Source organism: Rahnella sp. GSA61A (genome assembly GCF_019969905.1).
GTDB lineage: Bacteria > Pseudomonadota > Gammaproteobacteria > Enterobacterales > Enterobacteriaceae > Rahnella > Rahnella aceris.
In genome coordinates this window covers 41,231-55,049 of sequence record NZ_JAHXYO010000021.1, presented here as the reverse complement: position 1 = coordinate 55,049, position 13,819 = coordinate 41,231, and the positions used below count along the sequence as shown (strand labels likewise).

Sequence of the window (13,819 nt, the reverse complement as noted above, 5' to 3'; positions counted from 1 at the left end):
GCCTTACTCCTCATGTAATGTTGTCTGAGCGGTAAAATAAACAACTAGATTTGCTTTATGGCGGATGCCGGATATTGTGTTGCCGGTTCTTTAATAACCGTACCGGCTTCGCTGTTAAATTCATTTCTTTGCTTGCCGTGGAAACAGATCCAGCCGATCAATAAACCGGAAGCCACCGTAGAGGATAAGATGAAATACAATACCAGCGGACCGGCATCAAGCAGCAGTGGCGTAATGAATGCCAGCACACCGCATAACAACCGGGAAATAGCGACGATAATACCTTGTGCTGTAGACCGGAGCATGGTCGGGAAGGATTCCTGCGACCAGACTTTCATTATCCCTTCGAAGGCCAGACCGCTGCCTATCGCGGTAAAGAATAAACAACCGAACCAGGATACGGGTGAAAAGTTAAATACTACCGGCAGGAAGAATCCTCCCGCGAAACAAAATGCCCCCAAAATAAACGCGGGGATACGCTTCGGTGTATCGACAAAACGCATAAACATGATCCCGGCAAATACCCCGACCGGCATGGTCAGCAGGTTCCACAGCGAGTGTTGCCCGACGGAAATACCCACTACGTTAACTGCAATATAAGTCCCAAACTGACCGCCGGTATTCGCTGCAAGATTGGTAAAAGTATAGAACAGACACAACGCAATAAACGGCCACAGATATTTCCCGTGGATAAGATCTTTAAACGACGCTTTCTGCGCACGCACCGTGACAATGCCTGCACGCCGTTCGTTTCGGGCAATCAGCCATAAAGGCGACTCCGGGATCGTACAGCGCAACGCCAGCAGAACGACGGCCACCACGCAGACATGCAGATACATAATCTGCGCACCGGGCCTTCCCCAGTCGCCCACCATGGCAGAAATTGCCATCGTGGTGCCAATCCCCAAAAACCACAGCAGATTCGACAATCCGATAATTTTCCCGCGATTTTTATCCGTCGCCGCTTCAGCAATGGTCGCCAGTGATACCGGTAAGTCTGCACCGGTAGCTAACCCGACCAACAATGTGCCAGTCAGCAGCACCGGAAAGGTATTGCCGAATGCCAGCAGCAGCGTACCGATAATGATCATTGCCATGGTGACAATAAACACTTTGCGTCGGCCATAACAATCCCCCAGTCTGCCGCCCAGAAATGCACCCAGTGCAATACTCAGGGTTAATATGCCAGAAAGTATGCCTATCTGAGCTGATGTTGTCCCTATCGTTTTCTGATAAATAACCAGGGCCGTTCCGTTTGAAACAATCGCGGCTGAATCAATATATGACGCCATGCCGGAAACCACCCCGACGTACCAGGGATTAGGTTGTTTAGTGGTTGACATAATAATGTCCTTCAGAGGTAATGGTGAATAAAAAAGTCCGTGAGTTATCCTTAATTCTTAGTGTTGTTATGGTTTTATATTATTAATTCTTATTATTGAATTTTGTTTTTAATAGCGTGTTTTAATCACACTGTTACTGACTCTCATTCGCTCCTGAGAGGGTGTTCTGTGAAACTCTTTTTTATAGGCTTCCGTCAGACGTGATGGGGTGGAAAAACCGCACACGGTGGCTATTTTCCCGACAGTTAAATCTGAGGTACGCAATAATTCCTGTGTTTTTAACAGACGGTAACGCTGCTGAAATTTTTCAGGTGTAAATCCTGTCATCTCTTTTATAAATCTGAACATCGTTCTTTTTGCCACACCACTTTCTTCACATAAATAATCCCAGTTGATGCTGCATGTGTAATTCTCGCGTAAATAATTCAGCAGATGTCGCTTGCCGGAATCTGTCGGGCTGGCCCGGCATTCCTTGCGGGTCGCACACTGGTACAGGATGACCATCATCGAAAATAAATAAGACTCTGCTGTGGCAAAGTAGGCGTTGTCGTAACAGGCATCACTTTGTCGGGTGATTTTATCGGTCAGCTCAATAACTTTCGTCAGTTCCTCGTCCGTTAATCCTGCACGCCGCTTTTTTATCGAGGCAGTATAATCTTTGATCCCCGCAGTCAGTTGTCCAATATTATTGAGAAAATAAAACGGGCGCTCTTTATGGAGCAAAATATTAGTAATTGACAGCTTATTGGTGGATTCATAACAATGGACATCATGAGCGCTGACGATGAAAAAATCGCCTTTATGAATAAATTCCGCCTGGTCGTTGATTATATGAAATCCGCTGCCGTTGCGGACAATAACCAGCTCATCAAACTCATGCCCGTGTACATCTTCCATCGACTGGCGATTCATATCGAATAAACTGAAAGCATGATGTTCCGAGAGAAAGAAATCACTGACCTTGAGTATTTTCATATATTCACCGGGTTAATAACTAAAATAAATATCGTTAATCACTCTGCGCCATAAAATATTATGTCCTGATAAAATGATTAAACCGTAATAATTATGACAAGTCTATATAACCCACTGGCACTGGGGCGTAACCGCCCGTGACGTTTGTTTCATTTTTGTATCAGTGAGCTCATTTGAGGATCATCAGACATAAAAAATGCGCAGAGAGATCTGCGCATCGGGAGGAACGGCATGAAACGGTTTTGCTGAACGTTATGTCTGATGCAACCGGTGCTTATGCCCTTTCATCAGACTCAGCGAGGCAGAAAATGCCGCACCTTCGTCACCGGCCATAATCGCTTCGTAAATACGTTTATGTTCACTGAGGCACATGCCCCCTTCTTTTGAGGAATACTCAAAGAACCATTTGAAAATGGTGGTCAGCACGTTGCCGAACGGCACGTAAAAACAGTTTCCGGAGGAAATGAAAATCATCCGGTGGAACTGCGTATCGATATCGACCCAATGTTGTGCATCGAAGTTTTCGGCTACGTGACACATCTGGCGATAAATTCTTGAGAGTTCAATGCGTTGCTCTTTACTGGCGTTCACCGCCGCCAGCGCGGTGGCGTGCGGTTCAATCGCTTTGCGAAATTCCAGAAACTGGTGGTAAATATCTTCCGTCGCTTCCATGCCCTGCATCCACTCCAGCAACTGCGGATCCAGCATGTTCCATTGCGGACGCTCTTTCACGCGGGTGCCGATTTTTGGCCGCGACTCCAGTAATCCCTTGGAGGTCAGCAGTTTCAGCGCTTCACGCAACGCAGTACGGCTGACGCCAAACTGTTCGCCCAGCTCGATTTCACTCGGCAGTATCGCGCCTGACGCCAGTTCGCCCGAAAGAATTTTGCGGGCGATGTCGCGGGCGATATGGGTATTCAGGCCACGGGTCATGCCTGCGGCGGTTTCAAACTGCATCGTCATGCTCTTCCCTTTTTCCTGTGCAGATTGCCGACATCATAGTTCAGGTGGCGGCGCGCTGCATGCCCCCGCCACACTGAAACACCCGAACTGTGCGCTACGGCGCCATCTGGCCGCCATTCACATCCAGAATCTGGCCGGTGATGTAACCACTGCAGGCGTGCGAGGCGAAAAACAGGTAAGACGGCGCCAGTTCTTCAGCGGTGCCGAAACGACCCATGGCGATGGAGCCGGCGATTTTTTCGCGCACTTCTGCGCTCTTATCCGCGTGAAAAACGGTGTCGATGGTGCCGGGCGCGATCACGTTAAAGCGGATATTGTCCCGGGTGAATTCTTTCACCCAGTTGCGGTGCACATTGTGCAGCCAGGCCTTTGAAGCGGCGTAGAGACTGGCACCCGGCCCGCCGCCTTCGCGTCCGGCAATCGAACCGGTGCTGATCACCGATGTGGTTTTGCCGCTTTGTTTCGCCGCGTGACGCAGATGCGGAATAGCAAATTTTGTGACCATCAGCGCCGAGCGGGCATTGAGATCCATCACATGGTCATAAAAATAATCGTCAATGCTTTCCAGCCCCTGACGTCCGCCCAGGCCGCCCGCGTTATTAATCAGCACATCAATGCCACCAAAGCGTTCGACAAAACTCGCCACCAGCGCTTCGCACTCGGCCGACTTCGTCACATCCGCACCAAAATAGGCCACTTCGCCGCCGTTCTTAGCGATATCAGCCGCCAGTTTGTCCAGGCTGGCATCATGACGATGGCCGTTAATCCCGACTTTTGCGCCCGCTGCGGCAAATGCCTGCGCCGCCGCCAGCCCGATACCTTTGGTTGAACCGGTGATCAAAACACGCTGACCTTTCAAATCGTTAAACATAGTGACTCCTTTATGATTCAGGGATGTTCAGAGGTGAAACGGATTGCCACGCCACGCTGAACGCATCTTCCGCAGCCGGTGCGGCGCGGTTGCTGATGCGGACGTTCAGTGTCCGGTTGGCGGCAAAGTAAATATTCAGTTCGGTTTGCACGTCGTCATGGCTGACCACGCTGACGCGTTCAACCTTGCCACACGCGTCAAGGGACGTTTCGCTGGCTTCATCAAAATAGCCGTGGGTTTCAAACACGCTGGCGAAAATGGCGTTTGCTCCCCGGGTTCGCAGCAGTAAAGCGGGTTCATTACGCAGGTTAAAATTCGGATCGCTGGCACCGGTGCGGGCGACAATCAGTTCGCCACCGTAGGGAAAGGCGCTGACCAGGGTGCGGTAACTGTCGCCGTCAAGCCAGCTGAATAAGGCCGAATCTCCCGCCGCAATATCAGCCCTCGCGCAATCCCATAAATGCTGATAGCCGTGATCTTCGCCGAGTGGCGTCAGCTGGCTGGCAGCATCAAGAGCGGTATCAGTGCGGACAAACTGACCGAGATGATGCAGGCAATAATCGTACTGGTGCGGCTCATGGCTGGTAAGCCGGAACACATCGACGATCAGCGGCGAAGACAGTTCCGGCAGGCTCAGCATCAGCACCGTTCGTTGCTGGTTCACCCCCGGATAATAATCATTAAGCCGCGCACTCATCCCCTGACAGGCCGGATTACCCGTGACGAAGAAATGCGGTTCGCCCCAGCGTGTTTCGGCCTCAAGACTGTTGCCGCCATTCTGGCTTTGCCCGTCAACCACCACGGTGTTATGCGCGACGGTCTGCTTGCAGTAACTATTGTTTTCAGGAATATAGCGGCCACCGAATTTAGGCTCGACGTTGACCCAGCGGCCAAAGCCGTAATCACGCAGGAACTCGCGTCCGCCGCTGAACAGGCTAAGATGCAGGCCGTCAAAGTGGCCGTGATTGAGCGCCGAATGCAGGCGGGGAATGCTGCCGTGCTGGCCGTACCACATCAGCGCCATGTCCTGATTTTCTGCGTCACTGCGTAAAATCCCGATGCCGCCCTGCGTGCCTTGCGGGCCATCGCGCAGTTCTGCGCTGCCCCAGTCCACGGGCGTTGCCGGGGCTTTTTTCAGGGCAACAGAGAGTTTCAGCGCGGCCGCACTCACCCACACCGTTTGCTGTTGTTGTGCGACAGCAATCCACTGCGGATTGTGGCCATAGCGGGAATAGCAGACGCTGGCGGCGATCACCGCGCCGTCATCACGGATATTGATGGTTTTAGAGGAATCATTCAGCGCAGGCCAGACGCCGTCGGGGAATGCGGTCTGCATCAGGGCTTCACAGGTTTTACGGATAATCTGCTCACGGAACTGATAAATCTGTAAATCCGGCTGACGCCGTTCAATGGCCTCCGCCAGCAGTAACAACGGACGCAACGCAAAGCGGTGGTAATACGGCCCTTCGATATAATAACCGTCCGGCGAAAAAAGCTGGCTGAGCTGGGCAAAGAATCCACCACTTTCACTGTCGCCTTTCAGGCCATATAAGGCTTTTTCTACCAGCGATGCATCGTCCAGCACATAACCGCTGATCGCCGCTGCGGCCACCGACCAGATACCGTGGTTATGCACGATATCGAAATCACGGCTATGCCGGTTCAGCGCATCATCTGCCATCACCTGAAACAGGTTAGTTTCGATATGTTCCCGCTGAGCCGCGCTAAGCGATGGCATCACACAGTGGTAGCCTTCGACGGCGTACAGCCAGAACATATTTTCATTCAGGGTCTGATGGAACAAACGACCGGGCGCATTGCTGTCTTTGCTGGTCGCGCTGCCCAGCGAGGGATAAATGTCGGCGTAACCGGTCAGCAGCGCCAGCGCGTAATCGCCATAACGTGGCTCACCGGTGATCAGCGCTAAACGCCCCGCCAGATTGATTCCCAGATAGTTTTGCTTGTGCTGCGTATGCTCAGGGCCACCGGCCTCGCCGTGACCGGGAATCGTCAGCGGCTGCACGAGCATGTTTTCCAGCGTGGTGATTTGCGCACGCAGCGCCGCACCCAAAGGAGAATCTGCATTAATCTGTCCGCGCAGTTCATCCGCTTCGCCCGCGCTTATCTGCAACGGCTGCCAGTGATTCATTTATGCATCTCCTGAGGCTGTGGCGCGACATATCCTGCCGCAAACGATGGCAATGACAGCAGCCAGGTTTCGCGTTCAGCCTCCATCACCGCGCCACGGGTCAGGTCTTCGTGGTATCCGCCGGAAGCCGGTTTCACCGCTGGCGGCAAGGTGAATTTCGCGCTGCGGATGTATTGTTCGTAACGGTTTTCACCCGTAGCGTTATCCGCCCAGGACAGCAACGGCACCGGACGCACACGGATCTGATCGAGTGACTTGTATGGCCAGGGCACTGACGGATCGGTAAAGCGCGCCATGAAATCCAGCGAGGTCAGCACGCTGCCGCCTTGTGACGTTTTGTAATGCCAGAGGTCAATGCCGTTTTTCTGCGCCAGCACCGCCATCATGCTGATTGCCTGCAAATTGAAGTAGCTGTAATGAAACGAACGCGTGCGCGCCAGCTCGGCAGGCTGCGTGCCATCGGGTTTGAGTTGCACATCCAGCTTGCTTTTCATCAGCTTCGCCATGTCGCCAGTCAGCGCTTTATCGCCCAGATACCAGGCAATACCGGAGACTTGTGTCACATACCAGTTACCGTGATTGTTCTCCGTTCGTCCTTCTTTTTTCGCGATTTTACTGCCCTGCAACCACTGCAGATAATCCTGCATCCACGCCCGCATTTGCTGTTCGTCGTTATCTGTCCAGGCCGGATTTCCGCGCAACAGCACTAACGAATCGACAATTCGGGTGGAGAAATAGCGGCCATCCAGCACACCGGCGTTACGTCCCGGCGAAATGCCCGGCACGCCCTGCGCATAATTCAGATTCGGGTTCATGCGCGTTTCCGGGTTGATAAACCAGGTGCGCAGCAGGCTGGCGGCTTTATCGGCGTATTTCTGTTCGCCGGAGAAATACCACGCCAGCGTCAGGTTCTGCACCCGTGCGGTAAAATCGGCCAGCCGCACGCCATCACTCTGGTCGTTTTTACTGGCGGGATTCACATGACCGTCCTTGCGCACCCACGGCAGCCCGTCGGGTGTGCTGTCGTCCGGCCACCAGTACGCACTCAGGCTGAGATAATCATGCTTCGAGCCTCCCGGCGGCGTCATGCCTTTGTCGGTCACGCTCAGCTCAGGCTTGTTCAGGGCGGAATCCGCCGCGGCCAGCAAGTGCTGATACGCCTCCGCCGTTTGCGGTGCCGCACGGTGATCGTGCAGTTGCTGGCGGACAACAGACATTTGCGCCGTATTCAAAAATGCCGGTTCCGCAGCCAGTGCTCCGGCAGAACCCGTCATCAGCGTCAGCAACAGCACCAGGCTGGCCGTCACTCCTTTTCCATTACTGCACAGCATTAACGTCATGTATTCTCCCGGCTCCGCGCCATTTCCCCGTTGAGATTTCACGCTTTAGTCATACTAATAAAGCAATGAACCTTCATTTTCGCCAGCCAGAATTGACTTAAAAGCCGATATTAGGCCAAACAAGTGACCAGAATCACAATTTGATAACAAACTAAGCATTTCTTATTTGTCCGACTTTTAATTTCAATTCCCTCTTCTACGCTTGCTCAATACATAACCAAAAAACATCTCACCCTACAAACAAGAGAGTAACGACAATGGATATCAACGTTCTGGTCATGATCGGTTACTTCGTCTTAATGATTGCCATCAGTTATGCCTTCAAAAAAATGGCGTCCGGCTCCTCGAGCCACTATTTCCGCGGCGGCGGGCGAATGCTCTGGTGGATGGTCGGCGCGACCGCCTTTATGATCCAGTTCAGCGCCTGGACATTTACCGGTGCGGCCGGTCAGGCTTACCGCTACGGTTTCAATGTCGTCAGCGTGTTTGCCGGTAACGTGTTCGGCTATCTGATCGCCTGGTGGTGGTTTGCCGCCCGCTTCCGCCAGTTGCGTGTTGATACCGCAACCGAGGCAATCAACCATCGCTTCGGCAAAGGTAATGAACAGTTTTTCACCTGGATGATCATTCCGCTGAGCATTCTCAGCGCCGGCGTATGGCTGAACAGCCTGGCGGTGTTTGCCAGCGCGGTATTCCGGCACGACATCACTCTGACGCTATGGGTGACGGGCATCGTGGTGCTGGTGATTTCGCTGCTGAGTGGGGCGTGGGGCGTGGTCGCCAGTGATTTTGTGCAGACGCTGGTGGTGGCGATTATTTCCATTGCCTGCGCAGTGGTGGCGTTATTTAAAGTCGGCGGCCCGGTGAAACTGGTGACGGAGTTTCCTTCCGGCTTCATTACCGGCCCTGACGTTGGCCCGCATTATATTTCCCTGCTGGTGGCCTGTTTCCTGTTCTTCTTTATCAAGAATGTGCAGAGCATCAATAACCTGCAGGATTCCTACCGCTTCCTGAATGCCAAAGACAGTTTCAATGCCAAAAAGGCGGCATTGTTCGCGTTAGTGCTGATGCTGGTCGGTACGATTATCTGGTTCATTCCGCCGTGGGCGGTGGCGATCCTTTATCCTGACGCGGCAACCGCGCATCCGGAACTGGGCAAAAACGCGACCGATGCGGTGTATCTGATTTTTGCAGAACGCGCCATGCCGGTGGGCACCGTCGGCCTGCTGATGGCCGGACTGTTCGCCGCCACCATGTCTTCTATGGATTGCGCACTGAACCGTAATTCCGGGATTTTTGTACGCAGCTTCTGGACGCCGGTCATTAACCGCGACAGTGAACGCAGCGACAAATATCAGTTGCGCGTCGGCCAGATTGCCTGCGTGGTGAATGGCGTACTGGTCATTCTGGTGGCGCAATACATGCACACCATGCAGACAGTCAGCCTGTTCGACCTGATGATGAAAGTCGGCACGCTGATGCAGGCACCGATTGTGGTGCCGCTGTTCCTCGGTGTGTTTATCCGTAAAACGCCGGACTGGGCGGCATGGGTCACCGTATTATTCGGATTATGTGTGTCTTATGTGGTGGCGAACCTGTTCACCGCGCCGGATGTCGCCCGTCTGCTGGGGATCACCCTGACGGCACGTGAGCTGCTGGATGTGGCGATCATGTGGAATATCTTTGCGCACCTGGTGTTTACCGGCGGGTTCTTCTGCCTGACCACTCTGTTCTATCGCGAGTCCGATACAGTGCGGGAAACTCAGCGCCAGCAGTTCTTTTCTGACATGGAGACACCCGTCTATGCCGACCATGAACAAGATGAGTTCGACCGCCTGCAGCGCGATAAAATCGGCCGTATTTCGATGTACATGGGCGCGGGTTTGCTGCTGATGGTGCTGGTGCCGAATCCGTTGTGGGGACGGCTCCTGTTCCTGCTGTGCGCCCTGTCAGTTCTGCTGTTCGGCTGGATATTGCACCGCAGCGCAGAAAAAGGCATGAAAGCCGCACTGGCCAAAAAAGCATTAAAACGCAATGTGGTGACGTCGCAAAGATAGGGGCAATGAGAAAACCAATGCAGAGATTTGGGCAACGGTTTGCGGTAATCCGTTCATAAAAAACCCGCTTTAGCAGCGGGTTTTAATATCAGACAAAAAAAGATTACGCACCGGATTTACTTCGGAAGTTCTGTTACCTGTTTCACTTCAGTTTTGCTGATTTGCTGTTTCACACCATTGGCGTCGGTATATTCCAGCAGACCGGAATCTGCTTCTTTCGGTTTACCGTCGCTGATGATGGTTCGCGCATCATTGGTCTGAATCGCATAACTCGTGCGGGTACAGCCAGACAGCGCTGCGACACACAGGATAGCGGCTAAAGGCAAAAGCATTTTTTGAGGCAATAAATTCCTGTTCATCATTCTCTCCTTTGTCAGAATTTCCGGATAAATCAGTTATCCAGTTCACTCATATTTTTAACCTGGTCGCGATTGATCTGCTCGGTTTTACCCGTCTCGGCATTTTTATAAGACACCAGACCGGTATCGTCATCTACCTGAGGTTTACCGTCTGTGACGATGGTTTTCCCGTCCGTAGTTTTAATCGCCTGATTAGACGCGCAACCTGCGACAAAAAGAATGGATACAGCGGCAAGTGACGCGGCAATAAGGTTTTTCCTGTTCATACTTCTCTCCTGAAAGTGATTCTGATTTAACAATGCGTTTAGTAAGCATAGTTAGCATTTCAGCTTGTTCATTGAGAAACATCTGTATTTGCCCCCGTACCTTCATCACAGGTGTGTCATTCAAGGCACAAAATCCCTTAAACAGCCCCGCTTCCCCTCTGCGGACAGGTAAAATAACCTAAACTGTTGCCTGAAAAATTTGCCGATTATTGGCCGGAGATGACCGAAAATACTCATGAACATCTGAAAGTCTATTTGTCGTTATGACACCGGAAATAAGGGTCGCCTCTTCTTCCAGACCTGCAACTCCCTTTCCCCAATCGGAGCATGCCGGAATGCTGCTATAAAACGCGCTGACATTTCACGGCGTAATCCATATCATACGCGCCACACGAACGCATGCCGGATGCTGACTGCGGGAACAAACCCGCCTTTTATCATCGGCAGTTGGAGCATGAAAGCGACCCGACCGGTATGCTGAACAAGAAACTCGCGTTGCAGGTTTTCCCCCTGCTGCGCCACCAGACGAATCGAACATCAAAAAATGTCAGATAATCAATTAGTTAATAAAAAAGAGCAGTACAACCTCAACAAGCTACAAAAGCGCCTGCGCCGTGACGTTGGGAAAGCAATTGCTGACTTCGGTATGATCGAAGAAGGTGATCGCATTATGGTTTGTCTTTCCGGCGGAAAAGACAGCTACACCATGCTCGAAATTTTGCGCAATCTGCAACAAAGCGCGCCGGTGAATTTTTCACTGGTGGCGGTCAATCTTGACCAGAAACAACCGGGGTTTCCGGCACACATCCTGCCTGAGTATTTAGACGCGCTGGGTGTGGAATATAAGATTGTCACCGAAGACACCTATTCCATCGTCAAAGATAAAATCCCGGAAGGCAAAACGACCTGTTCCCTGTGTTCACGTCTGCGCCGCGGGATTTTGTACCGCACCGCGACGGAACTGGGTTGTACCAAGATTGCCCTCGGCCATCACCGCGATGACATTCTGCAAACCTTGTTCCTCAACATGTTCTACGGCGGCAAGCTGAAAGGAATGCCACCAAAACTGATGAGCGACGACGGTAAACACATCGTGATCCGTCCGCTGGCATACTGCCGCGAGAAAGATATCGAACGTTTTGCGATTGCGCGCGAATACCCGATTATCCCTTGTAACCTGTGCGGCTCGCAGCCAAACCTGCAACGTCAGGTTATCGGCGACATGCTGAAAGACTGGGATAAAAAATATCCTGGCCGCATTGAGACCATGTTCAGCGCGATGCAAAATGTGGTGCCTTCGCATCTAAATGACATGAATCTGTTCGATTTTAAAGGGATCCGTCATGGCGATGCCGTAGTCGACGGTGGAGATCTGGCGTTTGACCGTGAAGATATTCCGATGCAGCCTGTTGGCTGGCAGCCGGATGAAGATGAAGCGGCGGTGCCGGTTGAGCGTCTGAACGTGCTGGAAATTAAATAATCTCCCGCGCAGCGTTCACTGTGAATCTTATAGCCCGCGCAATGCGGGCTTTTTGTTTATCAGGCTAGTGTGAACGTCTCCGTCCAGTTGTAATTAGTCATGACAAGGTTCACCGGCAAACTCAGCGAGCCAAAGTCTTTCTGCCGGTTTTCATGGAACCAGACACGCAGCGATTCAGGCAGATATTGCGCGCTGTAACGCAGCAAGGTGCTGTGCCAGAAGACTTGCGGGATTTCCGTGTTGGGGAATCGCTCTCTGATCCTGGCTGCCCACGGCGTATTCAGCAGATGCTCAACCAGCGCCTGTCTCACCAGCAAACTTTCCGCGTCCGGAAATCCCGCCAGCAGAAGCTGATCCGGTAAAGCCACCAGCCGCAAATCGCTGATCTGCATAACATGGCCACGGCAATACTGTTCAAAAATGCTGATCAGATCCGCGAGGCCTTCCGCGTCTTCAGGGCGGTCATACAGCGCCTGCGTGATGGCGAAAAAAGTGAAATGCATGCCGTTAACCTGCGCCACATCGGCCAGCGGATCCCCCTGCGCAGCGGTGGCTAAGTCTGCCAGTAACCCCGCCATCCGGGGGCCTGCGCGATGACCGCTGGTGATGGCAAGCCGCGTCGGGTGATAAAAAGGCTCAGTGCGGATTTCGCCCGTGTCGCGGTGGTTTTTCCAGATGCCGGATGTTTTAGTGGTCGTATTTTCATACGCCTGATGAATCATTTCCCGGGTATGCACAGCAATCTCCTGTTATGTCGAAAATAAGGCAGGCAAGCAAAAATGCCTGTACAGGCCTTCCGCAGGGGAGAAACCTTAAAAAAGATTGAGCGAAATCAACATTAGAATGGCTGAATCGGTGCAGTATCTATTCCGCAGGTGAATGCAACGTCAAGCGATGGGCGTTGTGCTCCATATTGTCTTATTTCCAAATTTTTAGAATTAATGCATAGCACAATTTAATTCGAACGACGCCGGTCTTATGACCGGCTTTTTTTTGGCTTTTTTTCAGCCAGTTAATGCTCTACAGCCACCGGCTTTTTTTCATCCACAGTGCGACACCACCGCCCAGCGCCAGCAGACAGGCACAGAAAATCCCGAAACCAAACGGCGAGGTATTGCCGGGAATACCGCCCAGATTGACACCAAACAGACCGGTCAGGAACGTCGCAGGCAGGAAGACCATCGCCAGCAGCGACATGGTGTAAGTGCGGCGGTTCAGTGAATCGGCCAACAGTGAGCTGATTTCATCCGAGAGCACGGCAGTACGCGCAATGCTGGCATCCAGATCATCCAGTCCGCGCCCCAGCCGATCGGAAATTTCCTGCATCAGACGGCGGTCATCGTCATTCATCCACGGCAGGCGTTCACTGGCAAGGCGGGAGAACACATCGCGCTGCGGCGCCATATAGCGACGTAAAACGATAAGCTGTTTGCGCAGCAACGCCATCGCACCCCGCTCCGGCACCTGCTGCTCCATCAAATCATCCTCAATATCGATAATTTTATCGTGCAGATCTTCAATGAAATTACTGGTGTGATCGGTCAGTGCATCGCAAATTTCCACCAGCCAGCGCCCGGTATTCCTCGGCCCGCTGCCTTGCTTCATATCCCCGATCATCTCTTCCATGGAAAACACTTTCCGGTGCCGCGTGGAGACAATCATTTTATCGGTGAGGTAGACGCGGATGGTGACCAGCTGATCGGGCCGCGCATCCGCATTAAGATTGATGCTGCGCAAGGTGATCAGCGTGCCCTCGCCTACGCGCATAACTTTCGGGCGGACGCTGTCCCCGGCCAGTGCCTCGCGCACGGTATCCGGTAACACCGGCGTGCTGTTAATCCACTGTTCGCTGGCAGGAAGCGTGTAATCAAGATGCAACCAGCAGGGTTTATCTTCACTGGCGACACATAGCGGACTGATATCGTTCACGCCGCCCTGTCCGTCCATCTGGAAAGCATAAACGGCATCTGAAACCTGTAGTTCTTTTCCCTTGATGACTTCCACGACATTCCTCGC

At 52.5% G+C, this 13,819-nt stretch carries 12 protein-coding genes and 1 pseudogene; 3 read left to right on the top strand and 10 right to left on the bottom strand.

Annotation, left to right across the window (positions count from 1 at the left end; genetic code table 11):
* Positions 1 to 44: 44 nt before the first annotated feature.
* The 6 genes from LC431_RS21425 to LC431_RS21400 form a co-directional block, all read right to left on the bottom strand.
* Positions 45 to 1,343, bottom strand: a complete 1,299-nt coding sequence (locus tag LC431_RS21425; protein WP_223510317.1) for an MFS transporter — start codon at positions 1,341 to 1,343, stop codon at positions 45 to 47.
* Positions 1,344 to 1,451: 108 nt separating this feature from the next.
* Entirely contained in the window at positions 1,452 to 2,318 is an 867-nt protein-coding gene (locus LC431_RS21420) for a helix-turn-helix domain-containing protein (protein WP_112152472.1), read from the bottom strand.
* Between the two features lie 252 nt (positions 2,319 to 2,570).
* Positions 2,571 to 3,281 (bottom strand): FadR/GntR family transcriptional regulator, encoded by a 711-nt coding sequence (locus LC431_RS21415; protein ID WP_013575388.1) that lies wholly within the window; start codon positions 3,279 to 3,281, stop codon positions 2,571 to 2,573.
* 94 nt (positions 3,282 to 3,375) lie between these two features.
* Complete coding sequence (locus LC431_RS21410; RefSeq protein WP_131638924.1) at positions 3,376 to 4,152, bottom strand: SDR family NAD(P)-dependent oxidoreductase; 777 nt, start codon at positions 4,150 to 4,152, stop codon at positions 3,376 to 3,378.
* 10 nt (positions 4,153 to 4,162) lie between these two features.
* Positions 4,163 to 6,301, bottom strand: a complete 2,139-nt coding sequence (locus LC431_RS21405) for a heparinase II/III family protein (protein WP_223510316.1) — start codon at positions 6,299 to 6,301, stop codon at positions 4,163 to 4,165.
* Positions 6,298 to 7,641, bottom strand: a complete 1,344-nt coding sequence (locus LC431_RS21400; RefSeq protein WP_119261591.1) for an alginate lyase family protein — start codon at positions 7,639 to 7,641, stop codon at positions 6,298 to 6,300. The genes LC431_RS21405 and LC431_RS21400 overlap by 4 nt, the downstream gene beginning before the upstream one ends.
* A gap of 257 nt (positions 7,642 to 7,898) precedes the next feature.
* Between LC431_RS21400 and LC431_RS21395 the strand changes: the two genes are divergently transcribed.
* The gene (locus LC431_RS21395; RefSeq protein WP_112152469.1) at positions 7,899 to 9,698 is read left to right on the top strand and encodes a transporter; all 1,800 of its coding nucleotides are present in this window, start codon (positions 7,899 to 7,901) and stop codon (positions 9,696 to 9,698) included.
* Positions 9,699 to 9,814: 116 nt separating this feature from the next.
* On the opposite strand, the gene LC431_RS21390 is transcribed toward LC431_RS21395, so the two are convergent.
* Positions 9,815 to 10,057, bottom strand: coding sequence for a YgdI/YgdR family lipoprotein (locus LC431_RS21390; RefSeq protein ID WP_013575383.1), 243 nt, complete (start codon positions 10,055 to 10,057; stop codon positions 9,815 to 9,817).
* Positions 10,058 to 10,089: 32 nt separating this feature from the next.
* On the bottom strand, positions 10,090 to 10,323 hold the full coding sequence (locus LC431_RS21385) for a YgdI/YgdR family lipoprotein (protein ID WP_015689902.1): 234 nt from the start codon (positions 10,321 to 10,323) through the stop codon (positions 10,090 to 10,092).
* 307 nt (positions 10,324 to 10,630) lie between these two features.
* On the opposite strand from LC431_RS21385, the pseudogene LC431_RS21380 reads away from it, so the two are divergent.
* Positions 10,631 to 10,762: pseudogene (locus tag LC431_RS21380) on the top strand (site-specific integrase); the annotation flags it as partial.
* Positions 10,763 to 10,867: 105 nt separating this feature from the next.
* A complete protein-coding gene (gene ttcA, locus LC431_RS21375; protein WP_217216046.1) occupies positions 10,868 to 11,803 on the top strand; it encodes a tRNA 2-thiocytidine(32) synthetase TtcA in 936 nt (311 codons plus the stop codon).
* 59 nt (positions 11,804 to 11,862) lie between these two features.
* Here ttcA and LC431_RS21370 read toward each other — a convergent pair whose 3' ends face one another.
* Together LC431_RS21370 and zntB are read right to left on the bottom strand one after the other, a co-directional pair.
* The gene (locus LC431_RS21370) at positions 11,863 to 12,540 is read right to left on the bottom strand and encodes a hypothetical protein (RefSeq protein ID WP_126124854.1); all 678 of its coding nucleotides are present in this window, start codon (positions 12,538 to 12,540) and stop codon (positions 11,863 to 11,865) included.
* A 283-nt stretch (positions 12,541 to 12,823) separates the two neighbouring features.
* On the bottom strand, positions 12,824 to 13,807 hold the full coding sequence (gene zntB, locus LC431_RS21365; RefSeq protein ID WP_013575379.1) for a zinc transporter ZntB: 984 nt from the start codon (positions 13,805 to 13,807) through the stop codon (positions 12,824 to 12,826).
* Between the last annotated feature and the right edge of the window lie 12 nt (positions 13,808 to 13,819).